The following is a 24,904-nucleotide window of genomic DNA, read 5'->3' as shown; positions in this document are numbered from 1 at the left end:
GCGAAATCCGCGGCGGCCTGTGCCGACAAGCGTTCGGCCGATAACGTTATGAGCATTTTGTTCAAGTGCGCGCGGCGCGGACTGCTACCATCAATGGATGCGGCAACCGAGTCGCGTTGCCGAGCGCCGAGTGCGCACCTATCGCCATCCATTCGCCTACATGATTCCGCCGACCATCCCCAACCTGATTGCACGCGCCGCCGATCACCCATTTCTCGGTGAACATCTGGTGATGGGGACCGGCGTGCATAGCGATGTCGCGCTGGCGCAGTTCGACGGCTTCGAGCTCGCCAGTGCCTATGAGCCGATCTTCGATATCAGCGTGCATGCGTTGGCGCAGTCGTTGTCGTCGGGCGCCGAGGGCGTGGATCGTTTCGGCGATGAGCTCGGGTTCCAGGCCGTCACGCAGCGCCTCGACGGCGCGCCCTTCGATGCCTTCGATCCCTTCGACCGTATTGCAGACGATCAGGAACTAGTCGCCCTCGACCGCATGTCACGCGCGCTGCACGCCATCAATTTCTTCGGCGCGCAACGGCACGGCTTGCTATTTCTGCGCGTGCACGAGCGCCTGCTCAAGAGCGTCAAGTACGACCATGGACGGCATTTTTCGAGCGTGCTGCTGTCGTTCGGACTGAACCCGTCGCGTGTGGTAATCGAGTTGCCGGCGTCCGCGGTCGCACATAAGACATTCCTCGGCTATCTGACCACGAGCTATCAGCGCTATGGCTTCAAGGTGGCGGGAAATCTTTCGAACGCGGGGCAGATTCTGTCGGTATCGGAAACGGCGCGGCTCGACTTCATCAAGATGGATGCGGCGGTCGCATTGCGCGACGCGATGGTGAAGCCGCTGGTCGGCTATGCGAGCCGGCTGCGGGTTCCGCTGATCTTCAATCGGGTGATGGATGAGCCGCAGTTCCTCGCGCTGCAGCAGTACGACGTGCGCTTCGTGCAAGGGCCGTTATTCACGGCCCATTATCACGATCGGGCGGTGTGAGTATTTCTTGTGCTGACGCTGCGCGGCGCAGCGCGGCCCGGTGCTTCAGCCGGTATCGCCTAATCGCCGCGCCAATGCCTTCAGCCGCGGCGCGACGCTTTCCCGGAACACCTCCTCTCCCATCGACGACGCCGGCCCGCTGCAACTGAGCACCAGCCAGCGGCCTTCGCGCGGCTCGCGAAACGGCACCGCGACCGCGTTCACGTCGTCATGCCACGCGCGGAACGAATAGCAGCAGCGCTCCTGGGCGAAGGCTTCGATTTCCTTTTCGGCATCGGCCAGCAACGCAGCGCCCTCTTTGCCCGCTAATTTCTTGAGCTCGACCAGCAAGGCGGCGCGCACGTCCAATGGCTGCACCGCCAGATACGCGCGCCCCATCGAACTGGTCAGCATCGACAGTTTCGAGCCCGAGGCGAGTCCAAGCGTCAGCGCGGTTTCACTGCGGATCGTCTCGAGATAAATCATGTCGAGGCCGTCACGGCATCCAAGCGACACCGCCGCGCCCACTTCGCGCGCGAAAGTGCGCATGTGCGGACGCGCGAGTTCGAGCGTATCGGTGCCCGAGAGCAGCGCGAAACCGAGCGAGAGCACGCCGGCGTCCAGCGCATATTTGCCAAGTGTTTCGTCGAGCCGCAGATAGCCGAGCACGGTCAGCGTGTAGGCCAGACGGTTGACGGTCGCCTTCGGCAAGCCCGTGCGTTCGACGAAATCGCGATTGCCGAGCATGGTTTCGCCCGGCTTGAACGCGCGCAGCAAATCCAGCCCGCGAGCAAGGGCGACGACAAATTTGCGCTCGTCGAGCGGTTCGGAGAGAGTGGATATGGGCGTCATGTGGTGATACACTCGGGCGTGGTTTGCAAAACATTGTTTCGCATAGCGGAACTTAAGTCAAGCTCGAACACGTTCAAGTCAAGCAGGAAATCAGGAGATACGTCATGGCAGAGGCCGCGCAGTTTCACTGGGAAGACCCGCTGCTGCTGGATCAGCAGCTCACCGAAGACGAACGCATGGTGCGCGACGCCGCCGCCGCGTACTCGCAGGACAAGCTGCAGCCGCGCGTGCTCGAAGCGTTCCGTCACGAGAAGACCGACATCGAGATCTTCCGCGAAATGGGCGAGCTCGGCCTGCTCGGCCCGACGATTCCCGAGCAATACGGCGGCCCCGGTCTGAACTACGTGGCGTATGGTCTGATCGCGCGTGAAGTGGAGCGCGTCGATTCCGGCTACCGGTCGATGATGTCGGTGCAGTCGTCGCTCGTTATGGTCCCGATCTACGAATTCGGCTCGGAAGCGCAAAAGCAGAAGTACCTGCCGAAGCTCGCCACCGGCGAATGGATAGGCTGCTTCGGCCTGACCGAACCGAACCACGGCTCCGATCCGGGCAGCATGATTACGCGGGCGAAGAAGGTGGACGGCGGCTATTTGCTGTCGGGCGCGAAGATGTGGATCACCAATTCGCCGATCGCCGACGTGTTCGTTGTGTGGGCCAAGCTCGAAGAGGACGGCAAGGATTCGATCCGCGGCTTCATTCTCGAGAAGGGGTGGAAGGGGCTGTCGGCGCCGACCATCCATAGCAAGGTGGGTCTGCGTGCGTCGATCACCGGGGAGATCGTGCTCGACGACGTGTTCGTGCCGGAAGAAAACCGCTTCCCCGAAGTCAGTGGCTTGCGCGGTCCGTTCACCTGCCTGAACTCGGCGCGCTACGGTATTGCCTGGGGCGCGCTCGGCGCGGCGGAAGCGTGCTGGCACACGGCGCGTCAGTACGTGCTGGATCGCAAACAGTTCGGCCGGCCGCTCGCCGCGAACCAGTTGATCCAGAAAAAGCTCGCCGACATGCAAACCGAAATCACGCTCGGCCTGCAAGGCGTGCTGCGTCTCGGCCGCATGAAAGATGAAGGCACGGCTGCCGTCGAAATTACGTCGATCATGAAACGCAATTCGTGCGGCAAGGCGCTGGACATCGCACGGCTCGCGCGCGACATGCTCGGCGGCAACGGGATCTCGGACGAGTTCGGCATCGCGCGTCATCTGGTCAATCTGGAAGTCGTGAACACCTATGAAGGTACGCACGACATTCACGCGCTGATTCTCGGGCGCGCGCAGACGGGGATTCAGGCGTTTTTCTGAGGCACTGAGCTGAGTGCTTCGATGGCGGCGTTTCGTGCTGGCCGCTGAGTTGAAGATCGAACAGTAGAAAAGGAAAGGCCGGTTCTTTTGAACCGGCCTTTTTTTGTTGCGCCGCCTTGGTGCTAGCGGTGCGCTTCGTGACGCGTCAGCCGCTTACTTGTTCGGCTGCGGTGTCAGACGCAGATACGGGCGCAGGGCCTTGTAGCCCTTCGGGAATTTCTGCTTGATGACTTCTTCGTCTTTCAACGACGGCACGATCACCACGTCGTCGCCCTGCTTCCAGTTGCCAGGCGTTGCGACTGAGTGGCTGTCGGTGAGTTGCAGCGAGTCGATCACGCGCAGCACTTCGTCGAAGTTGCGCCCGGTGCTGGCCGGGTAGGTAATGGTCAAACGCACTTTCTTTTTCGGATCGATCACGAACAGCGATCGGACCGTGAAGGTCTCACTGGCGTTCGGGTGGATCATGTCGTAAAGCTCAGCGACCTTGCGATCGCCGTCGGCGAGAATCGGGAAGCCGACACTGGCGGCTTGCGTCTCGTTGATATCCTTGATCCATTCCTTGTGCGACTCGGCGCTGTCGACCGACAATGCAATCGTCTTCACATTGCGCTTCTCGAATTCACCGGCCAGGTTAGCCGTCAGACCCAGTTCGGTCGTGCAGACCGGCGTGAAGTCAGCGGGGTGCGAAAACAGCACACCCCAACTGTCGCCCAGCCAGTCGTGGAACTTGATGCGGCCGACACTCGACTCCTGCTCGAAATCCGGTGCGATATCGCCAAGACGTAGACTCATATTGCAGCTCCTTGATTGTATTCGGACATTCCGCGCGAGCATTCGCTCGCGACGCGCAGCAAAAATACAGCATACGGGAGTGACAGTGAACAACTAACCAACATCGCGTCACTACTTTATGCGTTTTTGTAATTTTCACCGATTTAGTGGAAACTTTGCGGGACAGATCAACTCCATCTTATGCAAACTTCGCAACCCTGTGCCGCAAGGGTGGAGTTTTTAGGTCTTGCTTCAACCAGGAACGGTTCGTGCGATTGTTCATGAACCGAGCGCTGCGCTCGCCAGCAGCCGTTTCTTTGGTTACGATTCACGCGTGGCGTGAGACGAAGGGGAGCTGTCAATGTCGGAAGTCAACAAGGAGAGATTGATGTCGGATATCAAAACCGTCCTCGCGGACGCTGAGGATTTGCTGAAACAGGCCGCGAGCGCAACTGGCGAGCGCGCTTCGGAACTGCGTGAAACGGCGCTTACGCGCCTGAAGCAGGCTAAGGAAAAGGCGGCTGACGTGCAGGTCGTGGTGGTCGAAAAAGGCAAGAAGGCCGCACGCGCCACCGACGACTACGTGCATGAGCATCCGTGGGCATCCATCGGCATCGCCGCGGGCGCCGGCGTATTGCTCGGGCTGTTGATCAACCGCAAGTAACACTGGTGAGGCTGCCGGGGCGAATCCGCCTCCGGCACATCAGCGAATCGAGTTGACCGGCGCACGTCTGGCCGGTCCGCTTCTTTTGGCGCGCTCGTTTTTACGCGCCCGTTAAGCATTCACGCGCAACGCCCAGAGCCATGACGATCGAAACACAATCGCAGCACGGCGAACATAGTCCGTTGCGCCGTATCATCGGATCCGTGTTTGCCATTTTGCAAACCCGGCTTGAGTTGGTCGGCATCGAACTCGCCGAAGAAAAGGACCGTCTGCTCGGCGTGCTGTTCCTCGGCCTCGCGGCCATGATGCTCGCGACGATGGCGTTGATCGCATTGACGGCGCTGGTCGCCATCGCATTCTGGGACACCTACCGGTGGCAAGCGCTCGCCGGCATCACGGTGGTTTATGCCGTCGCAGGAATAGCCTGTGCACTGAAAGCACGCAGTGGTTTGCGCAATGCTCCCATGGTGTTCGAAGCCACGCTTGCCGAGTTCGAAAAAGACCGCGACGTGTTCCGCAAACCGTGACGCAGCAGGCATAACAATGGGCTCATGGGCGGATGTCAACTGCCCTGCGCCGTCGAAGAGACTTCGCCAATACCTCGAGCGATTTGCAGCACAGTTTTACTGCCCCACCTCCACTGCCGCCGACACGCCATGAGCCAAACCCATTCCGATACCGCATTCCGCAACAAACGCCACCAGGTCAGAGATCTGAGTGCGCCGCACCTGCGAGCGCTACGCAAGGAACTGCTGCTGGTCCGCGCGGATGTCGAGCGCATGGAACTCGCTCAGGCAACCATCGAATTGCGGCAGGCCGTCACGCATTTCAGCTGGCTCAAATTCATTCTGCCGGGCTTCGGCGGCATGCGCGTGGGCCGCGGATCGAAGGCGGGCTTCCTCAACGCGGGGAGCATAGGCGCGCTTCTCAAACAGTATCCGCTAGTCAGTTCGATCGCTTCGCTGGTGTTGGCGAAGCCGCTGCGCGCGACCATTGCAGCAGGTGCAAAACCCGCACTCAAATGGGGCAGCCTTGCACTTGCCGGCTGGGAAGCGTATCGAATCTGGAAGCAGATAAAGAGTGATTCCGCCGCGTCTGCCGATGACAAGAAAGAGACGGTTGATAGCGGGTACTGAAGCGCGGGGATAGTCGACCGGTTCCTGCGTGGGGCTTGCAGCAGTAGCGTGTCGCTTGGCCCTACGGTTCGCAGGCACTAGAACGCCTCGACTCGCCAACCCTCGTTCTGCAGTAAGGGTCCCTAGCTTGTATTCCAGCACTCGCCGCTTGCCGGTGCTGTGCCGTTTGTTCCGCTTCTATTGCCTCGCAGCCCTGTCGCATCCAGCGTGAAGGTGCCGCAGGCGTCGTCTCGCATAGGGCCGGCTTCGGCCGGCACGGCCTCTACCGAATAACCGCCGTTTACATCGTTTGCCGGCAGCACTTGCAACCGGTAGATCGGTGTGCCGAACTGCGGAGCCTGATCCAGACCCGCAGGCAACGTCGCGGGGCCATCGCTTGCCGATCCCTCGACGAATTGCGCCGCGCGATAAAGGGCTGACGCAGCGTCGACCCGATGTGCTCTCGCGACATGGCTCCGATACGAGGGCACGGCAAACGTGAGCAGCGTGGCGGCTATTGCCAGCGCAATCATCAGTTCCAGTAGCGTGAATGCGGATGTACGCGGTCTCGCCATAAACCTCCCGTCAAAATGGGTGTGCGGCAACGCGACGCCAATGGCGCTCGATCTGCTCGCCTGTGATCACGAGCTCCATCTGCAACCACACCTGCGACTCTCCGGTCCGGCCGAAGCCACGCGAAGTCAGCAAATAAGCTCGGGCATCGGCGCGAGTGCCCAGACGCCACGCTTCGATCAAACATTGCGGCGCTCGCAGCGATCCGGGCCATTGCGCGACGGGCGTGACGGCGCCGGCTTCAAAGGCGGCTTTGTGTGTCCATTGCGTCGGCTCGCCGGGTGAGAGCGATGCCACCGGTTGCGGCTCGAAAGCAGCCGCGGCGGCGACGCTCCTGGCGCATAAGGTCAGCGCCGAATCCGCGGCATGAAATGCCTGCAAATAGTCACGCACGTTGCTGGCGCCGCGCGCCGCTGCAAGCGATGTCTCAAACCAGGCCGCGGAGGTGGTCAACATCATCGCGGAAATCAGCAAAACGATCGGCAGGACAGTGCCGCTATTGAGAGCGCGTGAGCGACAACCCGTGCAGGTAAGACGCGTCAAATGTTTCGACGACGCGCGGCGGTGCGTTGGATTGCAAAGTCTTTCCGTCACAGGAGATCCTCCGCGTGATTGCGTATCGCTACCCGCCGCCAGAAAGCCTGCCGCGCCCGCATGTCGGCGCCAAGCACGCTCGCACCTTCGCAATCTACATAGCGCATACGCCGTCCTTGCGGCGCTCCCCGGACGAGCACGCATAGATCGACCGCGACGATCTTTGCCCATTGGCTGTCCGTCACCGCCGACGCATCTATTGCGGCCAGGCCACCGGCCAACCAGTACCTGAATCGCACGCGCTCGACGCCTTCGACCAAGGGTTGCGCGGACCCTGCCTTTCCGTTGCCTTCGCAGTAAAGCTCCGGCTCACCTGTCGACGCGCTGACTCTCGCGAAGTATCGGTTGACCACCAATACGCCCCGCTCGCCGAGTGCCGCGTTGTTGTTCGTTACAGCCTGGCCGAGACAGTCGGTCGTTTGGCCGGTCGCTGACGGCCACGTCGAAACGGCGTCCCCGACATAACGAACCACAATGCCATCCGAGCGACCCGGTAACGCCTCGCAGGCGACGCTGTCGTCCGCGCCGGTCGGGCGACCGCCAGAACAACCGAACAACGGCGGTGGACTATTGAACTTCACGACGTCCGCGGGCACGAAGCCGGCCATTTGAATTTGCTGGCCCATCAGCGTAAGCGCGCTCAGGCCGGCTTCGCGGATCCGCATCACATCGCCCGCGCGCTCGAACACGTTACACTGCGTTGTATAAAGCGCGACCACGCCGGCGGTCACCACCAACCCCAACGCAATTGCGATCACGAACTCGACGAGCGTATGCCCACGCGCGGTAGCCATACGTCGTGTCATTTTGCGAACGCCAGCACAACGCATGAGGAGCCCGCTGGAACATCCACCCCACCGCACGACTCGGGCTTGTCGATGACATCGCCGGCGCGTGGCGTGTCACGCAGGGTCGCCCACGTAACGCGTGCGGCAGATACACCGCCACTCTCGCCTACCGAAGCCTCACCATGCGGCAACAAGACCGTTGCACGCGCGCTCCATTGCCTGATCGCAGAATCGCCTGCCGAAGGCTCGCGCATTGCTTCGACAACGGAATCGGCTATCCATGCTGCGTGCTCGCGCATTGCCATCGCACGGGCTTCGCGCGCAGTCCACAATTGACCGGCGATCAACCCGAGCGCTGTCACTGCCATCAAGGCAACGGCCAGCATCACTTCGATCAGCGAACTACCCCTATGCCTCGTTGAGCGCGTTGCTGCGCGGTTGCGCACCCGTGAGTTGGACGGATATCGGCTCACGACGCCGCTCCACACGCGCCCTCGACAATCCGCGCGCGCCCGCCCGCCGCGATGCGGATGCAGCGCCGCCACTTGTCGCCTTGCGTCGCTTTCGACGGCACGCGCGGCGCGATCTCAAAGCTGCGAAAGGTGCCGATCAGCTGCCCCGCCGGTGGCGTAAATGTGAGATTTATCTGCGTCCCGGTGATGCTGACTGCTGCGAGCAAAGGGTGCGCGCGCAGCAGTGAGAGCGTGCCACCGCGTTCGGCCAATACGGCCCAGCCACACGACCAGTCCGTGACGCCGTTGCCACAAGCTTGCCCTGCGGCAAGACAACGCCGTGCCGCGTCGATCCGGCATACGGTGACGCGAGCACCGCGGCGCAATGCCTCGCTGCGCGCATAGGCGAGCGTTGAGGCAAGCGCTTTCGCACGTGCGTCAACCTGGTCCCGCAGGTGCCATGCAACGAACGACGGTGTCGCCATCACCGCGACTATCGCCAGCAGCGCGACAACAGCCAGTGTTTCGACAAGCGTAAAGCCGCGGCGCGGCCGCAAACAGACTGCATCCCATTTCATCTGCATCCCTGATCGTTTCAAAGCACGCAGCCAATCTAGCGATTCGCAAGCGGGTCAACAATCGGCCGAATGGCCAGGTGGCACTCAGACGCTATCCCGCGCAAAAATGCACGCGTGACGAACCATAACGGGAGCGGAGATGCAGATGCGCGAACCTACGCAGCGGAAAACAGAACCTGGCGCGCAACTTCAGGCGCGACAGAAATCAGCGCTTGCGGGACGGCTTGGGAGGAGAGGAGGCGCGGCGAAATTCCTCGATCACGTCCTCGAATTCGGAGACGTCTTCGAAGCGCCGGTAGACAGAGGCGAAACGAACATAGGCAATCGTGTCGAGCGCACGCAACTCGTTCATCACGAGTTCGCCGAGGCGCTCGCTGCGCACCTCGCGCTCGCCGCTGCCGAGCAGTTGATACTCGATGCGGGCGACTGCCGCATCGATCGCGTCCGCTGCCACTGGCCGCTTACGCAGCGCCAGTTGCATGCTTGCGACGATCTTGCGGCGATCGAATTCCGTGCGGCTGCCGTCCTTCTTGACGACCGACGGCAACGCCAGCTCAACCCGCTCATACGTCGTGAAACGTTTGTCGCAGGCCGGGCAGCGGCGGCGCCGGCGAATCGTCGCGCCGTCTTCGGATACGCGGGAATCCACAACTTGCGTATCGGCGTGACGGCAGAAGGGGCAGTGCATGGCGGCTTAGCGGTAAACCGGGAAGCGCTGGGTCAGCTCGGCGACTTGCGCGCGCACACGTTCGATCGTGGCTGCGTCTTCCGGGTTGTCCAGCACGTCGGCGATCAGGTTACCTACCTGCTCCGCTTCCTTCACGCCAAAGCCACGCGTGGTCATGGCCGGCGAGCCGAGACGCACACCGCTCGTAACGAACGGCTTTTCCGGGTCGTTCGGAATCGCGTTCTTGTTGACCGTGATGTGTGCCGCGCCGAGCGCCGCTTCCGCTGCTTTGCCGGTGATTTTCTTCGCGCGCAGGTCGACCAGCATCACATGGCTTTCAGTGCGACCGGAGACGATGCGCAGCCCGCGCTTGACCAGCGTTTCCGCCAGCACGCGCGCGTTCTCGACGACCTGTTGCTGATACGCCTTGAACTCCGGCGACAGCGCTTCCTTGAACGCGACGGCCTTACCGGCGATCACGTGCATCAGCGGACCACCTTGAATGCCCGGGAAAATTGCCGAATTGATCTGCTTTTCGAACTCGGCCTTCATCAGGATCACGCCGCCGCGCGGGCCGCGCAGGCTCTTGTGCGTGGTGGTGGTGACGAAATCAGCGTGCGGCACCGGGTTCGGGTAGACGCCAGCGGCGACGAGGCCGGCATAGTGCGCCATGTCGACCATGAAATACGCGCCGACCGACTTGGCGATCTTCGACATCCGTTCAAAGTCGATGCGCAGCGAAAACGCCGACGCGCCGGCCACGATCAGCTTCGGCTTGTGTTCCTGAGCCAGTTTCTCAGCAGCGTCGTAGTCGATGTCTTCGGCTTCGTTGAGGCCATAGCTCACCACGTTGAACCACTTGCCCGACATGTTGACCGGCGAACCATGCGTGAGGTGACCGCCGTGCGCGAGGCTCATGCCCATGATCGTGTCACCCGGCTTGAGCATGGCGAAGAACACGCCCTGGTTCGCCTGCGAACCGGAGTTCGGCTGCACGTTGGCGGCGTCGGCGCCGAACAGTTGCTTAACGCGGTCGATCGCCAGCTGCTCGGCGACGTCCACGAACTCGCAACCGCCGTAGTAACGCTTGCCCGGATACCCTTCGGCGTACTTGTTGGTGAGTTGCGAGCCTTGCGCAGCCATCACGGCCGGACTCGTGTAGTTTTCCGACGCGATCAGTTCGATGTGCTCTTCCTGACGGCGGTTTTCCTGCTCGATGACCTTCCAGAGTTCAGGATCGACGTTGGCGATGGTGCTTTGGGCTCTATCAAACATACGGATTCCGTTGAGTGTGTGCAGGTTGACCGGATCGTGCGCCGAATCTTGCGTAGAGGGTACGCAGCGCTGCTGGCGGCTGGGCCAGCCCTGACGTGGCGGATGGAGAGTCGCCGCACACGCGAGGCAGGACAGCCACCGTCAGCGCAGATCAATGCGCGCGGATCACGGCTGCCCAGGCGAACGGCAAAACGGCTCCCTGCGCTTCACGGTGGGTTGCTCCACCTTGAACCCGATTGCTCGAATCGGTTCTATCGCCAGTCACGCAGGGATGAGCGCGTTAGTTTATTGGAAGAGGATCGAATAGGCAACCGGCTTCCTGCCGGGCCCGCGGATGCTCGCGAAGCCGGTCCTGGCGCCGCTGCGAGCGGCACACAAACGTCTGATGAAAGCGCGCCCGGAAGCCGCTCCGCGTCATTGCCGCAGCCACTCGTGCGACTGGTTCATCCTTGCCGCAGCGCCGCATTGGAAGTAGGCTTGGGGCCTTTCTCTCCTACCAACCAGGGAACTGCAATGATCGTGTTCGTCACCGGAGCGTCCGCAGGATTTGGCGCCGCTATCGCTCGTGCTTTTGTCAAGGGCGGCCATCGTGTCGTCGCCACCGCGCGCCGCAAGGACCGCCTGCAGGCACTCGCCGACGAACTCGGCGATGCCCTTCTGCCGTATGAACTCGACGTGCGCGACCGCGCCGCCGTCGAGGCCGTGCCGGCCTCGCTGCCCGCCGATTTCGCCGCACTCGACGTGCTCGTCAATAACGCCGGCCTCGCGCTCGGCATCGAACCGGCGCAAAGAGCGAGTCTGGACGAGTGGAACACCATGATCGAGACCAACTGCACAGGCCTCGTGCAGGTCACGCATGCGCTCCTGCCCGGCATGGTGGAGCGCAACCGCGGGCACATTTTCAATCTGGGCTCGGCGGCCGGCAGTTGGCCTTACGCGGGCGGCAACGTGTACGGCGCAACCAAGGCGTTCGTGCGCCAGTTCAGCCTGAATCTGCGGGCCGATCTGGCCGGCACGGCACTGCGCGTGACGGACATCGAGCCGGGCCTGTGCGGCGGCACCGAGTTCTCGAACGTGCGTTTCCGCGGCAACGACGAAAAAGCGGCCAAGATGTACGAGAACGTACAACCGCTGACACCCGAAGATATCGCCGACTCGATCTACTGGATCGCCACGCGTCCCGCTCACGTCAACATCAACACGATCGAGCTGATGCCGGTGGCCCAATCCTTCTCCGCTTTGTCCGTTCATCGCGGCTGAAATCCCGGCTGAGGCCCGCCAGACGGGGCGCACATCTTGAAACAGACCTCGGGGTGTGCGTTCCGGTAAAATGCGCCGCATGAATATGTCGACCAGCCAGCCCGGCACGGAAATCGGCTTCACGTGGCCAATCCGCGTGTACTACGAAGATACCGACGCCGGCGGCATCGTGTTTTACGCGAATTATCTGAAGTTTTTCGAACGTGCGCGCACCGAATGGCTACGCGCGTGCGGCGTCGACCAGAACCGTCTCGCCGGCGAATCGGGCGCAATTTTCATCGTGCGCAGCACCGCAGTCGACTATCGGGCACCGGCCCGGCTCGACGATGTCGTCAAAGTGGTGAGCCGAATCGAACGTCTTGGCCGCGCGTCGGTCGATTTTGCGCAGGAAGCGTGGCGGGACGGCACGCTGCTTGCTACCGGTTCCATCCGGGTCGGCTGCGTCGAGCGCATTGCGCTGCGGCCGGTCGCGATTCCTCCGCCGGTTCTCGCGGCTTTGCGGCGTGGGCCGGGCGTGAACGACGGTGGCATGTCAACGGACAACGACTGAACCCCGTTGTTACGGGGCCAGTGAACTCGTATCGATCAAGCAACACAAAGCATGGTTCGGCTTGCAATATCGCCGATGCTTCCGTTTTGCTCACGGCAAGCTTCGAGTGACCTTGCAGCCGGACGCCCCCTTCCGGGACGTTAAAACGAACCTTTATGAACACTACACAAGATCTGTCGATCGTTTCTCTCGTACTCAATGCGAGCCTGCTGGCGCAGGCCGTCATGGCGCTGCTGCTTCTGCTGTCGCTGTTGTCGTGGACTTTCATCTTCCGCAAGTGGTTTGCGATCCGCCGGGCGCGCGCGCAAACTGAACGCTTCGAACGCGATTTCTGGTCGGGCGGCGACCTGCAGGCGCTCTATCAGAGCGCCGCGAACAACCGCCACACGATCGGCGCACTGGAGCGGATTTTCGAGTCCGGCATGCGCGAATTCCTGAAGGGCAAGGAAAAGCGCTTGAACGATTCGGGCGCGATTCTCGATGGCGCACGCCGCGCCATGCGCGCCGCGTTCCAGCGTGAAATGGACGTGCTCGAGGCAAATCTGGCATTTCTCGCGTCGGTCGGCTCGGTCAGCCCGTATATCGGTCTGTTCGGCACGGTGTGGGGGATCATGAATGCGTTCCGCGGCCTCGCCAACGTGCAGCAGGCTACGCTTGCGAACGTAGCTCCAGGCATTGCCGAAGCGCTGACCGCTACCGCAATCGGCCTGTTCGCGGCGATTCCGGCCGTGGTCGCCTACAACCGCTACGCACACGACATCGACCGTCTGGCGATCCGCTTCGAGACCTTCATCGAAGAGTTCTCGAACATTTTGCAGCGTCAGGCACAGTAAGGAGTCCACGATGGCAGGCTCTTCCTCCAGCATGCGCGGCTCCCGTCAGCGCCGCGCGATGGCCGACATCAATGTCGTGCCGTACATCGACGTGATGCTCGTGCTACTCGTGATCTTCATGGTGACCGCGCCGCTCGTCGCCCCGTCGATCGTCAATCTGCCGACCGTCGGCGGCTCCGCGCCTCAGCAGCAGACCCCGCCGGTGATCGTCAATATTCGCGCAGACGGCAATATGAGCGTCAAATACAAGGACGACGCGGGCGCGCAGCAGCAGGAAGACATGACCAAGGCCGATCTGCACGGCTTTATCGCCGACCGTGCGCAATCGCACCCTGACCAACCTGTCGTGATCGCCGCCGACAAGACCGTGAAGTACGAAGTCGTGATGAACGTGATGTCCGAGTTGAAGGCTCAGGGTGTCAAGCGCGTTGGATTGCTCGTCAAATCACAATGATCCGCAAGAATTCCGAATACCCGCTTCAGCCGCCGCGTGAACGCGGCACCTGGCGAGCCTTTGTGTTCGCCCTGGTGATGCACGCGCTGCTCGGGTTCTTCCTGTATCACGGCATTCAATGGCAGAACAGCACGCCTGAAGGCGCGGAAGCAGAACTGTGGACCGAGGTGCCGGATTCGGCTATTCCGCGCCCGCCCCCACCGCCGCCTGTGCCGGTTGCCCCTGCCCCGCCGCTGCCGGACGAACAGGCCGACATCGCGCTGCAGGAAAAGAAACGCCAGCAGCAGGAAGCGGCCCGTCAGGCGCAACTGGCCGAGCAACTGCGTCAGCAGAAACTGCAGGCCCAGCAGGAGGCCGAGGCGAAGCGCCAGCAGCAACTGGCGGCCGATCAGGCTGCGCAAAAAGCAGCGGCTGCCAAGCAGAAACAGTTGCAACAACAGCAACAGCAGCAGGCCGACAAGCTGAAACAACAGCAATTGGCCGATCAGCAAAAGCAGCAACAGGAACAGCAGAAACAGGCCGACGCTGAGGCGCAGAAGAAGGCTGATGCGCAGAAAGCGGCGAAGGCCAAGGCTCAGGCCGATGCAGCGGCACAAGCCAAGAAGCTGGACGCGGAACGTCGTGCGCGGCTGGCCCAGATGCAAGGTTCGGCGGGCGCTCCTGGCTCGACCGGCAATGGACTTGCGAAGAGCGGCACGGGTAGCGGCTCGGGTGGCACGGCGACATCGCCGGGTTACGCGGACAAGGTGCGCCGTGTGGTGCGTCCGAACATCTCGTGGGGTGGCGAAACGGAAGGTCTGGAGACAGTCATCTCCGTGCGCTGCTCGCCGACAGGCACGCTGCTGGACGCGCAGATCGCGCACAGCAGCGGTAACTCGGCGTGGGACGATGCGGCACTGCGGGCCGTCCAGCGTTCCAATCCGATGCCTCAGGACATCGACGGGAAGACGCCGACCAGCTTCAAGATTACGTTGCGCCCAGCAGGTTGATTGCAACAGTTTGACAGTCAGTTGACAGCAGACGCCGCGCCCCGCCCAGCGCGGCGTGGCCGGGAACGAATTAGTTGTTTTCGGGTCTCTCTGCTGTCATGAAGTGTTAGTAAAACCGTTTTTGGGGAAACCATTCAGCATGAGTTTGATGACCAAGCTAGGCCTGCGGACACTTGTAGCATCGTGTTTGATCGCCGTCGGCGGCGCCGCCCACGCACAACTCAACGTCCTCGTGACAGGCGTCGGGTCCACCCAGTTTCCAATCGCAACGGCGAATTTCGCCAATGAAGCGAACTCGCCGCAGCAGGTCAGTACGATCGTGCGTCAGGATCTGCAACGCAGCGGCAAATTCACGAATATCGACGCGGGCAGCACGCCCGTCGCAGAAACCGATTCCGTCGACCTCGGCAGCTGGAAGGCCAAGGGGGCCAACGCGTTCGTGTCGGGCAGCGTGAACCGTTTGCCGAACGGCCAGTACGAAGTGCGCTTCAAGCTGTACGACACCGTCAAGGGCGAAAGCCTGGGTGGCCTCGTGCTGGTGAGCCCGGAAAGCGGCTTGCGCATGAGTGCGCACAAAGTCGCGGACTATATCTACGCGAAACTGATGGGCGGCCGCGGCGTGTTCGCCACGCGCCTCTCGTACGTCATCAAGACCGGTGGCCGTTATCAGTTGCAGATCTCCGATTCGGACGGCCAGGACGCGCACATCGCGCTGTCGAGCCCCGAGCCGATCATCTCGCCGGCATGGTCGCCTGACGGCACCAAGGTCGCTTACGTTTCGTTCGAAAAGAAGAAGCCGATCGTCTACATCCACGACCTGCCTACGGGCCGTCGCGTGGTCGTATCGGACCAGAAGGGTAACAACAGTGCGCCGGCATGGTCGCCGGACGGCCGCACGCTAGCCGTCGCGCTCTCACGCACCGGCAACACACAGATTTTCGCCGTCAATGCAGACGGCAGCGGCCTGCGGCGCCTGACGCAAGGCAGCTCGATCGACACCGAACCGTGCTTCTCTCCTGACGGCCAGTCGATCTATTTCACCAGCGACCGCGGCGGTCAACCGCAGATCTACAAGATGTCGGCCCAAGGCGAAAACGCCGGCGCCGCGCAACGCGTGACCTTCACGGGCAGCTACAACACCAGCCCGCGCGTGAGCCCGGACGGCAAGCAACTCGCCTATATCTCGCGCGTCGGCGGCGGCTTCAAGCTGTATATCCAGGACCTGCAAGGCAACACGGCAACGGGCCTGACGGACACCACACACGACGAATCGCCGAGCTTCGCGGCGAACGGTCAGTACATTCTTTACGCCACAGAGGTGAACGGCCGTGGCGTGTTGGCCGCAGTATCGACCGATGGTCGCACTCGGCAGGTCCTGTCCGTTCAGGGTGGCAGCGTACGCGAGCCATCCTGGGGCCCGTTTATGCAGTAACGTTCATGCAACAACACAAGGAGAGTAACAAAATGATGTCAAAACTTCGTTTCGCATTTGCCGTATTGATGGTCGGTGCGCTGGCCGCATGTCACTCGGGCGTCAAGCTCGACGAAAACGCTAACAAGGGTGGCGCAGTTTCGACGCAACCGAATCCGACCGATGTCGCTCAGGTCAACGTCGATCCGCTGAACGATCCGAACAGCCCGCTCGCCAAGCGCAGCATCTACTTCGACTTCGACAGCTACTCGGTCAAGGACGACTATCAATCGCTGCTGCAACAACACGCGCAATACCTGAAGAGCCATCCGCAACGTCACGTCCTGATCCAGGGCAACACCGACGAACGCGGCACCAGCGAATACAACCTGGCACTCGGCCAGAAGCGTGCAGAAGCGGTTCGCCGTTCGCTGTCGCTGATGGGCGTGACGGACTCGCAAATGGAAGCCGTGAGCCTCGGCAAGGAAAAGCCGCAAGCTACCGGTCATGACGAATCGTCGTGGGCACAGAACCGCCGCGCCGACCTCGTGTACCAACAGTAAGTAACAGGTGATGAGCCGAATGACGCATCGTTTCTCCTGGCTGCGGTTTGCCGCAGCGGCCTGCGTCGCGGGCACGGCCTTCGCGGCTGTGCCCGCGCATGCAGGCATCTTCGACGACGATCAGGCCCGTCAGGCCATTCTCGATCTGCGCTCGAAGACCGATAGCCTGTCGAGCCAGCTGTCGGCCGCACAACGCACGATCCTCGATCAGTCCAACCGCCTCGATCAGCTGAATCAGCAGGTCGCGACATTGCGTGGGCAGAACGAAGATATGGGCAACCAACTCACCACGCTGCAAAAGCAGCAGAAGGACTACTACACCGACCTGGACACGCGCCTGAAGAAATTCGAGCCGCAGCAACAGACGGTGGACGGCGTCCAGGGTGAGGTGCAGCCGGGTGAAACCGATTCGTTCAACGCGGCTTCACAGCAGTTCCGCAACGGCGACTTCAAGAATGCGGCGGCGTCGTTCCGCAGCTTCATCGCCAAGTTTCCGAACAGCCCCTACCAGCCGACCGCGCAGTACTGGCTCGGCAACGCGCTGTACGCGCTGCGTGACTACAAGGGCTCGACGGCGACCTGGCAAGGTGTGGTGGCCAAGTATCCGCAGCATCCGCGTGCGCCGGAAGCGTTGCTCGCGATTGCGAACAATCAGCTCGAGCAAGGTCAGAAGGCTGCGGCCAAGAAGACGCTGGAGCAGATCGTTGCGCAATACAGCGGCACGGACGTCGCGCAGTCGGCTCAGAGCAAGCTGTCGCAGATCAAGTAGTCAGCCGTACAAGGTTTGGCAGTTGATGTAACGCGCAGTGGCCACGCAGTCTTCAAATCAATAGTCACGCGCGCCTCTCGCTGGAAAGCCCAGGGTAGCGATACCTTGGGCTTTTCACTATCTGAAGTGCGGAAAACTCGACCCACCACCATGGGTTGACAACCTGCGGGTGTCATCGCTATAATCTCGCTTCTCTTTTGGGTCGTTAGCTCAGCTGGTAGAGCAGCGGACTTTTAATCCGTTGGTCACAGGTTCGAATCCCGTACGGCCTACCAAAAGATTCAAGGGCTTGCACGCGTCAGCGTCGCAAGCCCTTTTCTTTTTGCGGCTCGAATCCGCGCGAGGTCCGGGCGAATCACGCCCTCACCGTTCACCCCGTATCGCTCGCATCACCCCGACCGAATGACGTCGCGAAAACGCCGTTTGAGTGATGAGCGAAATCGGTGAAATCGAAACGATATCGCCGCACCCTTTACACACGCGCGAAGCATTCTCACAGCGTCAATCACAAAACCTCACGCAACCACAAGACCTCTCTTACATCACGCCTCTTCGATCCTGAACAGATACAACGGACTCCGAACATTGATATTTATTGAGACATAAAGACGTGCAATGATCGCCGCCGATTCTGCGAATCACGCTGCAACGCTGCGTGAGCAAACGCTTTGGCAAAGCCACAGACCTCTGCGCTTTCATTCCGTCAACATGACCAATTTTCTGTTCGACCTCGTCTCAAACCTCGTTTTGCTCGCTATCGTGCTGAGCGCATGTCATCTGTGTAACCGGCTCGTACCCAGTGCTGCGCTCAATGGCGCGCACGTTTTCGTCGTGCTGGTTTCCGCCGCCCTGCTTCTCGACGCCGCACTAACCTTCCTCGTGTTCGCCGATGCGCAGAGCCGCTACGGCAGATTCAGCACGCCTAGCGCGTTCTTCGAACGCGCCGGCGCGTATGTGCTTGCAGCCATTACCGCATTGGTGTCGCGCTACGTGGCACGTCGCGCGCGCGCCGCCAAAACCAACCACAACACGCTGGTCATTCGCACGTCCCCGTATTCCGAATCTCATCTACCGATGTAATCTCACGCGGGTCGTTTTCTTCTATTACGCAATCCGCATCATCAACAGGAACGGACCTTGCGGTTGCGCGCGCCGTCGCGTATAACTTTCGAAGATCGAGATTTACCGTGTGCGCCCGTCGCCGGGCATTTGCCGCTGTATTGCACTACCGCCGTTCAATCAGTCGAAGGCAACTCAACCAGCGAGGAACATCTTGGATCTCGAAACCGTACGCGTATTCATCATGACCCGAGGCATCGATCTCGGCACCAAGGTACTCGGCGCAATTGTCTTGTGGATCGTCGGCCGGTGGGTCATTGGCCTCATCACCGGCTTGCTTCGCAAACTGTTGTCGAAAAACGGCCGCGTCGATCCAACACTCGCTCATTACCTCGGTTCGATTCTCGGCGCACTGCTGAACCTGCTGCTGATCCTTGCAATCCTGCAGGTGTTCGGCGTCCAGACTACTTCGTTCGCCGCGTTGCTCGCCGGCCTCGGCCTTGCAATCGGCACGGCGTGGGGCGGCTTGCTCGCCCACTTCGCGGCAGGCATCTTCATGCAGGTGCTGCGGCCGTTCAAGGTGGGGGATTTCGTGATGGCGGGTGGCGTCACGGGCACGGTCTCGGAACTGGGGCTATTCGGCACGACCATCGTAACGCCCGACAACGTGGTAACCATTGTGGGCAACAACAAGATCTTTTCGGACACAATCTCGAACTACAGCGCATTGCCGGTGCGGCGCGTCGAGCTAACCGCGAAGATTGCGAACGGCGTCGATCCTACGGATGCGATGGTCCGGTTGAAGGCAGCCGTTACGCAGATCCCCAACGTGGCCGAGAGTCCTGCACCGGATATCGAAGTGTTGAGCTTCACGCCGGAGGGACCGTTGCTGTGCGTGCGGCCCTACACGCACACCGACCATTATTGGCAGGTCTACTTCGACACCAACCGCGCGATCATCCAGACCTTCAAGGATGCGGGCTATCCGACACCGGAAACACCGATCGCACCGCGCATCATCAGTTGAGCATGATCGGGGTTTAGTAGGTCTCTAGATCCAGCCCGACGTCCGCGAAGGTGAAGCGTTCTTCGCTGTCTCAGCGCTTCAACCGATCAGACGCTAGAGCGCAAAACGAAAACGGCGTCGCGAGATTCGCGACGCCGTTTGTTCGTTCAGCTTCTTACTAGGTGAAGCGTTAGTGGCTACCCGGCTTGGCCGCGGCGTTTTTACGTGTCATCTTCCATACCGCGCCGAGCACAACCGGCACCACGGCCGCGCCGATACCCACCAGCACGATCAGGTTCAAATACTGACGGATGAACGGAATGTTGCCAAAGAAGTAACCGAGAAACACTAGCAACAACACCCAAAGCAGCGCACCCAGAATATTGAAAAGCTGGAACCGGCTAACCGTCATCTCCGACGCGCCCGCCACGAATGGGGCGAAAGTCCGCACCACCGGAATGAAACGCGCCAGCACGATGGTCTTGCCGCCGTGTTTTTCGTAGAAGTTATGAGTTTTCTGCAGCGCACTGCGGTCGAGGAAGCGTTCAAGGAAAGGGATATGCGAATTGAACACCCGAGGCCCGATAGACCGCCCGACCATGTAATTAACCGTGTTGCCGACGACCGCAGCGATGAGCAGCAGCACGATCAGCAAACCGAGATTCATCTCGCCGGTCGCGCAAAAAGCGCCACCGATGAACAGCAGCGAATCGCCCGGCAAAAACGGCAGAACGACCAGCCCGGTTTCGCAGAACACGATCAGAAACAGCACCGCGTAAACCCAGGCGCCGTACTCGTGAATAAAGACTCCCAGAAACTTGTCAATGTGCAAGACAAGGTTGGCGAACTGTAGCAGCGTGTCCAAAAAGCGTCCTTTATTAAGCGAATGTGAGCGTGGCGGGAGCGGCCGCGTCAGCAGCCTTGCGGGCGATGCGCAGCGAGCGCGTGCTCGCCGCCGGAAATTGACCGCGTCATGATACCGAAAGTGCCCGGCTGCGATTAAAAAACTGCCGCATGCGGGCAATTTCGGCGCCGCGCAGCGATTCGGCAGTTCTGTGGTCCCCGGCCGCAAGACCGCGGCGATTCCTACCTTCGGCCCGCATCCAGCCTGTTCGCGCCGAATCGCTATAATTTCGCCATGTCAGAATTCTCCGAAACGCCTGCCGGCACCGCCGACGCGGCCGCAGTTTCCGCCGCAGCGCCCGTCCCACGCCCGTTGCGGGCGATCCAGCCCCTGCCCGATCAGTTGATCAGCCAGATTGCCGCCGGCGAAGTGGTCGAGCGGCCGGCCTCGGTGGTCAAGGAATTGCTGGAAAATGCGCTCGACGCCGGCGCGCAGACGCTGCGCATCCTGCTCGACGAAGGCGGCGTCAAACGCATCTCTATCACCGACGACGGCTGCGGCATCCCCGAAAACGAACTCGCGCTCGCGCTGATGCGTCACGCGACCAGCAAGATCCGCTCGCTCGCCGAACTGGAAGCGGTTGCCACGCTGGGGTTTCGCGGTGAGGCGCTGGCGTCGATTGCATCCGTCGCGCAGATGGCCATCACGAGCCGCACGGCCGACGCACCGCACGCCGTGCGCGTCGACGCGCAGACCGGAGTGCTCAGCCCCGCCGCGGGCACCCAGGGCACCACGATCGAAGTCCGCGAGCTGTACTTCAACACGCCCGCGCGCCGCAAATTCCTGAAAAGCGAGCAGACCGAACTCGGCCATTGCCTCGAACAGATTCGTCGCGCTGCGCTGGCGCGGCCGGATGTGGCGATTTCGGTCCTGCACAACGGTAAGGCGGTCGAACACTGGAACGCCAGCGAGCCGCCCGTGCGGGTCGCGAAAATTCTCGGCGAAACCTTTGCGACGGCTCATTTGCCGCTCGACGAATCCGCTGGACCGCTCGCCGTCTATGGTTGCGCCGGCTTGCCGACCGCGAGCCGCGGACGCGCCGATCAGCAGTATTTCTTCGTCAATGGCCGGTTCGTGCGCGACAAGCTGCTCACGCACGCCGTGCGCGCCGCCTACGAAGACGTGCTGCACGGCGACCGCTATCCGTCCTACGTGCTGTTTCTCGATCTGCCGCCAGAAGCGGTCGATGTGAACGTGCATCCGTCGAAAATCGAAGTGCGGTTTCGCGATTCACGCTCGATTCACCAGTTCGTATTCCACGCCGTGCAGCGTGCGTTGGCGCGGCACGCGGGCGCGTCGCCGGAAACGACCGCCGGTGGGCACGCGGCGCATCTGGAAGCGTCTCCGGGTGGTCCGGCTTCGTTCGGCGCTACACCGCTCGGCGGCGCGGGCGTTGGAAGCGGCGGTGGCTTTGGCACCGGTGCTGGCGCAGGCGGCTTCGGCGGCGGCTTTGGTGGCGGATCCTCGCAGCCGGGCAATACCTGGATGCGTCAGGCGCGCATGACACAAGGCACGCTACCGGTTGCCCAACCGTTGGCCTTCTACGACGCCCTTTTCGGCCGTAGAGACACGAACACCGGCACAGCGGAAGGCGCTACGCTCTTCGAAGCGCGCGACTCGGCTACGGACGCGCCGTCCCTGTACAACACCGCAGCGCCATACGCATCGCCTGCGTTCAATGCCCCAGACGAGCAGCCGCTGGGCTTCGCCCTCGGCCAGATTCACGGCATCTACGTGCTCGCGCAGAACGCGCATGGACTCGTGATTGTCGATATGCACGCCGCGCACGAGCGCATCCTGTACGAGCAGTTCAAGAACGCGCTAGCCGATCGCACGATTGCCGTGCAGCCGCTGCTGATCCCGCAAACCATGCAGGCCGATCCGATCGAAATCGGCACGGTCGAAGAAGAGCGTGACACGCTGGACGCACTCGGCTTCGACCTCGCCGTACTGTCGCCAACTACGCTCGCGATCCGTGCCGTCCCCGCGTTGCTGAAAGACGCCGATCTGCAGGCGCTGGCCCGTGCGGTCCTCACGGACCTGCATGCGTTCGGTGGTTCACGCGTATTGACCGAGCGTCAGCACGAACTGCTCGGCACGCTCGCCTGCCATCACGCGGTGCGCGCGAACCGGCGTCTGACTCTCGACGAAATGAACGCCCTGCTGCGCCAGATGGAGGCGACCGAGCGCGCCGACCAATGCAACCACGGGCGTCCGACGTGGTATCAGTTGACGCTGTCCGATCTCGATCGGCTGTTCATGCGTGGGCAATGACGGTGCGCCTGATTACGTTGATTTGGTGCGCGCCGTCTTGCCCATGACCTCAAGCATTTCACGCACACCCACGCCGATCCCTTGCCTGCTCGGCCCGACCGCGTCCGGCAAAACCGCTGCCGCGCTGGCGCTGGCCGCACGGCGGCCGGTGGAAATCATCAGTGTCGATTCGGCGCTGGTGTACCGCGAGATGGATATCGGCACCGCCAAGCCGACAGCGGAAGAACGCGCGGTGGCGCCGCATCATCTGATCGACATCGTCGATCCGACGGACGCATATTCGGCGGCGGAATTTCGCAGTGACGCGTTGCGCCTGATCGGCGAGATCAGCGCGCGCGGACGGCTGCCGTTGTTGGTCGGCGGAACAATGCTGTACTACAAGGCGCTCACTCAAGGGCTAAACGACCTGCCCACCGCCGATGCCGATGTTCGCGCGACACTCGACGCCGATGCCGCACGCGACGGCTGGCCGGCAATGCATGCGCGGCTTGCCACTGTCGACCCCGTTACGGCCGCACGCCTCGCGCCGAACGATTCGCAGCGAATTCAACGCGCGCTCGAAGTTTTCATGCTGACGGGGCAGGCAATGTCCGCTCTACTAGCCGCGCCCGCTCGAACCGATGACGCCGCTTTGGCTTGGCGCTTTGTGCCCATTGCGCTCGAGCCATCCGATCGGAGCTGGCTGCATGCGCGCATCGAAAAGCGCTTCGACGCCATGCTGGCCGACGGCTTTATCGACGAAGTGGTGAAATTGCGCGAGCGCGGAGATCTATTGCCCGAGATGCCGTCCATGCGCTGCGTGGGATATCGGCAGGCCTGGGAATATCTCGACGGAGCGGTCGATTACTCGACCATGCGAGACAAGGGGGTGTTTGCTACCCGGCAATTGTGCAAACGACAGCTCACATGGCTGCGCAGCATGACAGAGCGGGTTGTTGTTGATTGCTGCGACCCCAATGCTACTGGGCAGGTCGTGAGTTTGATTGAAGAGCTAATTTGAGGTTTTGCCCGCGCGGCGCGTTCTTTCTGTACGCCGCGCAGGCAAACCAGCCTTGGGTCAAGCTGAGGCTGGTTACACGACTACCGTTTGCGCTTCACCGGCCGCGCTTTCGCGAATCACGCCGATTTTCCAGACCTGCTCGCCAGCCGCCGACAAAGATGCGATCGCAGCGTCAGCATCCGCAGCTGCAACCACCACCGCCATGCCGATCCCGCAGTTGAACACGCGGTGCATTTCCGCATCCGCCACGCCGCCGTGCTTCTGCAGCCACGAGAACAGCGGCGGCATCGGCCAGCTATGCTGATCCAGCTCAGCCGTCAGACCTTCACGCAAAACGCGCGGAATGTTCTCGACCAAACCACCGCCGGTGATATGCGCCATACCCTTCACAGCGATCTGCTGCATCAAGGCCAACAAAGGCTTCACATAAATATGCGTGGGCGCCATCAGCGCATCGGCCAGCGAGCGGCCGTCGAAATCCGCATTCAGATCCGGCTGTGCGCGCTCGATGATCTTGCGCACCAGCGAAAAACCATTCGAATGGATGCCGCTGGAGGCCAGGCCCAGCACCACATCGCCGGGGGCGATCGTGCTGCCGTCGATAATCTTGCTCTTTTCCACCGCACCGACCGCAAAACCGGCCAGATCGTATTCACCGTCCGGATACATACCCGGCATTTCAGCCGTCTCGCCGCCAATCAGCGCGCAACCCGACAGTTCGCAACCATGCGCGATACCCTTCACGACCGTTGCCGCGGTACCGACGTCCAGCTTGCCGCAGGCGAAATAATCGAGGAAGAACAGCGGCTCAGCGCCCTGAACCAGAATGTCGTTCACGCTCATCGCCACCAGATCCTGGCCGACGGTGTCATGTTTGTTCAGTTGGAATGCGAGGCGCAGCTTGGTGCCGACACCGTCCGTGCCGGAAACCAGCACCGGTTCCTTATATTTCTTCGGCACTTCAAACAGCGCGCCAAACCCGCCGATGCCACCCAGTACGCCGTCGCGCATCGTCTTTTTGGCAAAGGGCTTGATCGCGTCGACAAGGGCGTCGCCTGCGTCGATGTCCACGCCAGCGTCGCGATACGACAAACCTTGGGCCGAATCAGTTGAATTCGGGGCGGATTTCGGTTGATTCATGGGGAAGAGCTCGAAGGTCGGTAAAATGCGATTTTACCCGATGCCGACCAGAGTTGGCGCTTCAGCGCTTACTCTGATCCCATACAGTTGCCGGC

The 24,904-nt window shown here is 61.6% G+C and carries 28 protein-coding genes, 1 tRNA gene and 1 riboswitch; of the genes, 18 read left to right on the top strand and 11 right to left on the bottom strand.

Going from position 1 to position 24,904, the window contains the following annotated elements; genetic code table 11:
• Positions 1-160: 160 nt before the first annotated feature.
• Positions 161-994, top strand: coding sequence for an EAL domain-containing protein (locus tag BM438_RS36300; RefSeq protein WP_093644739.1), 834 nt, complete (start codon positions 161-163; stop codon positions 992-994).
• Between the two features lie 45 nt (positions 995-1,039).
• Here the strand turns inward: BM438_RS36300 and BM438_RS36295 are convergent, their stop codons facing one another.
• Positions 1,040-1,825 carry an IclR family transcriptional regulator gene (locus BM438_RS36295; protein ID WP_093644697.1) on the bottom strand — a complete coding sequence of 262 codons (786 nt, stop codon included), beginning with the start codon at positions 1,823-1,825 and terminating at the stop codon, positions 1,040-1,042.
• Between the two features lie 104 nt (positions 1,826-1,929).
• Between BM438_RS36295 and BM438_RS36290 the strand changes: the two genes are divergently transcribed.
• Positions 1,930-3,120 (top strand): acyl-CoA dehydrogenase, encoded by a 1,191-nt coding sequence (locus tag BM438_RS36290; protein ID WP_093644695.1) that lies wholly within the window; start codon positions 1,930-1,932, stop codon positions 3,118-3,120.
• A 153-nt stretch (positions 3,121-3,273) separates the two neighbouring features.
• On the opposite strand, the gene BM438_RS36285 is transcribed toward BM438_RS36290, so the two are convergent.
• Positions 3,274-3,912: a peroxiredoxin gene (locus BM438_RS36285; protein ID WP_093644693.1), complete on the bottom strand. Its 639-nt coding sequence runs from the start codon at positions 3,910-3,912 to the stop codon at positions 3,274-3,276.
• 340 nt (positions 3,913-4,252) lie between these two features.
• On the opposite strand from BM438_RS36285, the gene BM438_RS36280 reads away from it, so the two are divergent.
• The 3 genes from BM438_RS36280 to BM438_RS36270 all read left to right on the top strand — a co-directional run bounded on the left by BM438_RS36280 (position 4,253) and on the right by BM438_RS36270 (position 5,691).
• Positions 4,253-4,555, top strand: a complete 303-nt coding sequence (locus BM438_RS36280) for an ElaB/YgaM/YqjD family protein (protein WP_028198798.1) — start codon at positions 4,253-4,255, stop codon at positions 4,553-4,555.
• A 140-nt stretch (positions 4,556-4,695) separates the two neighbouring features.
• The gene (locus BM438_RS36275) at positions 4,696-5,082 is read left to right on the top strand and encodes a phage holin family protein (protein WP_093644691.1); all 387 of its coding nucleotides are present in this window, start codon (positions 4,696-4,698) and stop codon (positions 5,080-5,082) included.
• Between the two features lie 129 nt (positions 5,083-5,211).
• A complete protein-coding gene (locus tag BM438_RS36270; protein WP_093644689.1) occupies positions 5,212-5,691 on the top strand; it encodes a DUF3318 domain-containing protein in 480 nt (159 codons plus the stop codon).
• A 122-nt stretch (positions 5,692-5,813) separates the two neighbouring features.
• On the opposite strand, the gene BM438_RS36265 is transcribed toward BM438_RS36270, so the two are convergent.
• The 7 genes from BM438_RS36265 to glyA all read right to left on the bottom strand — a co-directional run bounded on the left by BM438_RS36265 (position 5,814) and on the right by glyA (position 10,597).
• A complete protein-coding gene (locus BM438_RS36265; protein WP_093644687.1) occupies positions 5,814-6,245 on the bottom strand; it encodes a type IV pilin protein in 432 nt (143 codons plus the stop codon).
• A 10-nt stretch (positions 6,246-6,255) separates the two neighbouring features.
• Positions 6,256-6,702, bottom strand: a complete 447-nt coding sequence (locus tag BM438_RS36260; RefSeq protein WP_093644737.1) for a pilus assembly PilX family protein — start codon at positions 6,700-6,702, stop codon at positions 6,256-6,258.
• Between the two features lie 131 nt (positions 6,703-6,833).
• Positions 6,834-7,643 (bottom strand): PilW family protein, encoded by an 810-nt coding sequence (locus BM438_RS36255; protein WP_093644685.1) that lies wholly within the window; start codon positions 7,641-7,643, stop codon positions 6,834-6,836.
• A complete protein-coding gene (locus BM438_RS36250) occupies positions 7,640-8,071 on the bottom strand; it encodes a type IV pilus modification PilV family protein (protein ID WP_093644735.1) in 432 nt (143 codons plus the stop codon). Before BM438_RS36250 ends, BM438_RS36255 begins: the two co-directional genes overlap by 4 nt.
• Before the next feature lie 23 nt (positions 8,072-8,094).
• A complete protein-coding gene (locus tag BM438_RS36245) occupies positions 8,095-8,661 on the bottom strand; it encodes a GspH/FimT family pseudopilin (RefSeq protein ID WP_408374389.1) in 567 nt (188 codons plus the stop codon).
• Between the two features lie 199 nt (positions 8,662-8,860).
• Positions 8,861-9,343 carry a transcriptional regulator NrdR gene (gene nrdR, locus BM438_RS36240; protein ID WP_027799387.1) on the bottom strand — a complete coding sequence of 161 codons (483 nt, stop codon included), beginning with the start codon at positions 9,341-9,343 and terminating at the stop codon, positions 8,861-8,863.
• Positions 9,344-9,349: 6 nt separating this feature from the next.
• A complete protein-coding gene (gene glyA, locus BM438_RS36235) occupies positions 9,350-10,597 on the bottom strand; it encodes a serine hydroxymethyltransferase (RefSeq protein ID WP_093644683.1) in 1,248 nt (415 codons plus the stop codon).
• Positions 10,598-10,763: 166 nt separating this feature from the next.
• Positions 10,764-10,872: riboswitch (ZMP/ZTP riboswitch) on the bottom strand.
• Between the two features lie 238 nt (positions 10,873-11,110).
• Between glyA and ydfG the strand changes: the two genes are divergently transcribed.
• The 11 genes from ydfG (at position 11,111) to BM438_RS36175 (ending at position 19,512) form a co-directional block, all read left to right on the top strand.
• Entirely contained in the window at positions 11,111-11,857 is a 747-nt protein-coding gene (ydfG, locus tag BM438_RS36225; RefSeq protein WP_093644681.1) for a bifunctional NADP-dependent 3-hydroxy acid dehydrogenase/3-hydroxypropionate dehydrogenase YdfG, read from the top strand.
• A 70-nt stretch (positions 11,858-11,927) separates the two neighbouring features.
• Complete coding sequence (gene ybgC / locus BM438_RS36220; protein ID WP_093644679.1) at positions 11,928-12,407, top strand: tol-pal system-associated acyl-CoA thioesterase; 480 nt, start codon at positions 11,928-11,930, stop codon at positions 12,405-12,407.
• A gap of 155 nt (positions 12,408-12,562) precedes the next feature.
• On the top strand, positions 12,563-13,240 hold the full coding sequence (gene tolQ, locus BM438_RS36215; protein WP_012431821.1) for a protein TolQ: 678 nt from the start codon (positions 12,563-12,565) through the stop codon (positions 13,238-13,240).
• 10 nt (positions 13,241-13,250) lie between these two features.
• Positions 13,251-13,694, top strand: coding sequence for a protein TolR (gene tolR, locus BM438_RS36210; RefSeq protein WP_093644677.1), 444 nt, complete (start codon positions 13,251-13,253; stop codon positions 13,692-13,694).
• Complete coding sequence (tolA, locus tag BM438_RS36205; RefSeq protein ID WP_093644675.1) at positions 13,691-14,683, top strand: cell envelope integrity protein TolA; 993 nt, start codon at positions 13,691-13,693, stop codon at positions 14,681-14,683. Before tolR ends, tolA begins: the two co-directional genes overlap by 4 nt.
• 139 nt (positions 14,684-14,822) lie before the next feature.
• A complete protein-coding gene (gene tolB / locus BM438_RS36200; RefSeq protein ID WP_093644673.1) occupies positions 14,823-16,115 on the top strand; it encodes a Tol-Pal system beta propeller repeat protein TolB in 1,293 nt (430 codons plus the stop codon).
• Positions 16,116-16,147: 32 nt separating this feature from the next.
• Positions 16,148-16,657, top strand: a complete 510-nt coding sequence (pal, locus tag BM438_RS36195; protein WP_035552920.1) for a peptidoglycan-associated lipoprotein Pal — start codon at positions 16,148-16,150, stop codon at positions 16,655-16,657.
• A 19-nt stretch (positions 16,658-16,676) separates the two neighbouring features.
• Positions 16,677-17,426 carry a tol-pal system protein YbgF gene (ybgF, locus tag BM438_RS36190; protein WP_093644671.1) on the top strand — a complete coding sequence of 250 codons (750 nt, stop codon included), beginning with the start codon at positions 16,677-16,679 and terminating at the stop codon, positions 17,424-17,426.
• A gap of 199 nt (positions 17,427-17,625) precedes the next feature.
• Positions 17,626-17,701: transfer RNA gene (locus BM438_RS36185), tRNA-Lys, on the top strand.
• A 433-nt stretch (positions 17,702-18,134) separates the two neighbouring features.
• Positions 18,135-18,506, top strand: coding sequence for a hypothetical protein (locus BM438_RS36180; protein WP_093644731.1), 372 nt, complete (start codon positions 18,135-18,137; stop codon positions 18,504-18,506).
• 193 nt (positions 18,507-18,699) lie between these two features.
• A complete protein-coding gene (locus tag BM438_RS36175) occupies positions 18,700-19,512 on the top strand; it encodes a mechanosensitive ion channel family protein (RefSeq protein WP_093644669.1) in 813 nt (270 codons plus the stop codon).
• A 169-nt stretch (positions 19,513-19,681) separates the two neighbouring features.
• On the opposite strand, the gene BM438_RS36170 is transcribed toward BM438_RS36175, so the two are convergent.
• The gene (locus BM438_RS36170; RefSeq protein WP_093644667.1) at positions 19,682-20,356 is read right to left on the bottom strand and encodes a DedA family protein; all 675 of its coding nucleotides are present in this window, start codon (positions 20,354-20,356) and stop codon (positions 19,682-19,684) included.
• A 273-nt stretch (positions 20,357-20,629) separates the two neighbouring features.
• On the opposite strand from BM438_RS36170, the gene mutL reads away from it, so the two are divergent.
• Together mutL and miaA are read left to right on the top strand one after the other, a co-directional pair.
• Positions 20,630-22,669 (top strand): DNA mismatch repair endonuclease MutL, encoded by a 2,040-nt coding sequence (mutL, locus tag BM438_RS36165; protein WP_093644665.1) that lies wholly within the window; start codon positions 20,630-20,632, stop codon positions 22,667-22,669.
• 43 nt (positions 22,670-22,712) lie between these two features.
• Entirely contained in the window at positions 22,713-23,669 is a 957-nt protein-coding gene (miaA, locus tag BM438_RS36160) for a tRNA (adenosine(37)-N6)-dimethylallyltransferase MiaA (RefSeq protein ID WP_208620743.1), read from the top strand.
• 72 nt (positions 23,670-23,741) lie between these two features.
• Here miaA and purM read toward each other — a convergent pair whose 3' ends face one another.
• Complete coding sequence (gene purM / locus BM438_RS36155) at positions 23,742-24,809, bottom strand: phosphoribosylformylglycinamidine cyclo-ligase (RefSeq protein WP_093644663.1); 1,068 nt, start codon at positions 24,807-24,809, stop codon at positions 23,742-23,744.
• Positions 24,810-24,904 lie beyond the last annotated feature (95 nt).

Source organism: Paraburkholderia aspalathi, assembly GCF_900116445.1.
Lineage (GTDB): Bacteria > Pseudomonadota > Gammaproteobacteria > Burkholderiales > Burkholderiaceae > Paraburkholderia > Paraburkholderia aspalathi.
The sequence above is the reverse complement of the archived record's forward strand: the minus strand, read 5'-3'. Positions and strand labels throughout refer to the sequence as shown.

Coding starts and splice junctions, on each gene's coding strand:
- miaA (WP_208620743.1), top strand. CDS start 22,713: ATGACCTCAAGCATTTCACGCACACCCACGCCGATCCCTTGCCTGCTC.
- tolR (WP_093644677.1), top strand. CDS start 13,251: ATGGCAGGCTCTTCCTCCAGCATGCGCGGCTCCCGTCAGCGCCGCGCG.
- pal (WP_035552920.1), top strand. CDS start 16,148: ATGATGTCAAAACTTCGTTTCGCATTTGCCGTATTGATGGTCGGTGCG.
- BM438_RS36270 (WP_093644689.1), top strand. CDS start 5,212: ATGAGCCAAACCCATTCCGATACCGCATTCCGCAACAAACGCCACCAG.
- BM438_RS36300 (WP_093644739.1), top strand. CDS start 161: ATGATTCCGCCGACCATCCCCAACCTGATTGCACGCGCCGCCGATCAC.
- BM438_RS36290 (WP_093644695.1), top strand. CDS start 1,930: ATGGCAGAGGCCGCGCAGTTTCACTGGGAAGACCCGCTGCTGCTGGAT.
- BM438_RS36255 (WP_093644685.1), bottom strand. CDS start 7,643: ATGACACGACGTATGGCTACCGCGCGTGGGCATACGCTCGTCGAGTTC.
- BM438_RS36245 (WP_408374389.1), bottom strand. CDS start 8,661: ATGCAGATGAAATGGGATGCAGTCTGTTTGCGGCCGCGCCGCGGCTTT.
- BM438_RS36180 (WP_093644731.1), top strand. CDS start 18,135: ATGACCAATTTTCTGTTCGACCTCGTCTCAAACCTCGTTTTGCTCGCT.
- BM438_RS36265 (WP_093644687.1), bottom strand. CDS start 6,245: ATGGCGAGACCGCGTACATCCGCATTCACGCTACTGGAACTGATGATT.
- ybgC (WP_093644679.1), top strand. CDS start 11,928: ATGCGCCGCATGAATATGTCGACCAGCCAGCCCGGCACGGAAATCGGC.
- ybgF (WP_093644671.1), top strand. CDS start 16,677: ATGACGCATCGTTTCTCCTGGCTGCGGTTTGCCGCAGCGGCCTGCGTC.
- ydfG (WP_093644681.1), top strand. CDS start 11,111: ATGATCGTGTTCGTCACCGGAGCGTCCGCAGGATTTGGCGCCGCTATC.
- nrdR (WP_027799387.1), bottom strand. CDS start 9,343: ATGCACTGCCCCTTCTGCCGTCACGCCGATACGCAAGTTGTGGATTCC.
- BM438_RS36295 (WP_093644697.1), bottom strand. CDS start 1,825: ATGACGCCCATATCCACTCTCTCCGAACCGCTCGACGAGCGCAAATTT.
- BM438_RS36280 (WP_028198798.1), top strand. CDS start 4,253: ATGTCGGAAGTCAACAAGGAGAGATTGATGTCGGATATCAAAACCGTC.
- mutL (WP_093644665.1), top strand. CDS start 20,630: ATGTCAGAATTCTCCGAAACGCCTGCCGGCACCGCCGACGCGGCCGCA.
- tolQ (WP_012431821.1), top strand. CDS start 12,563: ATGAACACTACACAAGATCTGTCGATCGTTTCTCTCGTACTCAATGCG.
- BM438_RS36275 (WP_093644691.1), top strand. CDS start 4,696: ATGACGATCGAAACACAATCGCAGCACGGCGAACATAGTCCGTTGCGC.
- tolA (WP_093644675.1), top strand. CDS start 13,691: ATGATCCGCAAGAATTCCGAATACCCGCTTCAGCCGCCGCGTGAACGC.
- BM438_RS36285 (WP_093644693.1), bottom strand. CDS start 3,912: ATGAGTCTACGTCTTGGCGATATCGCACCGGATTTCGAGCAGGAGTCG.
- purM (WP_093644663.1), bottom strand. CDS start 24,809: ATGAATCAACCGAAATCCGCCCCGAATTCAACTGATTCGGCCCAAGGT.
- glyA (WP_093644683.1), bottom strand. CDS start 10,597: ATGTTTGATAGAGCCCAAAGCACCATCGCCAACGTCGATCCTGAACTC.
- tolB (WP_093644673.1), top strand. CDS start 14,823: ATGAGTTTGATGACCAAGCTAGGCCTGCGGACACTTGTAGCATCGTGT.
- BM438_RS36260 (WP_093644737.1), bottom strand. CDS start 6,702: ATGATGTTGACCACCTCCGCGGCCTGGTTTGAGACATCGCTTGCAGCG.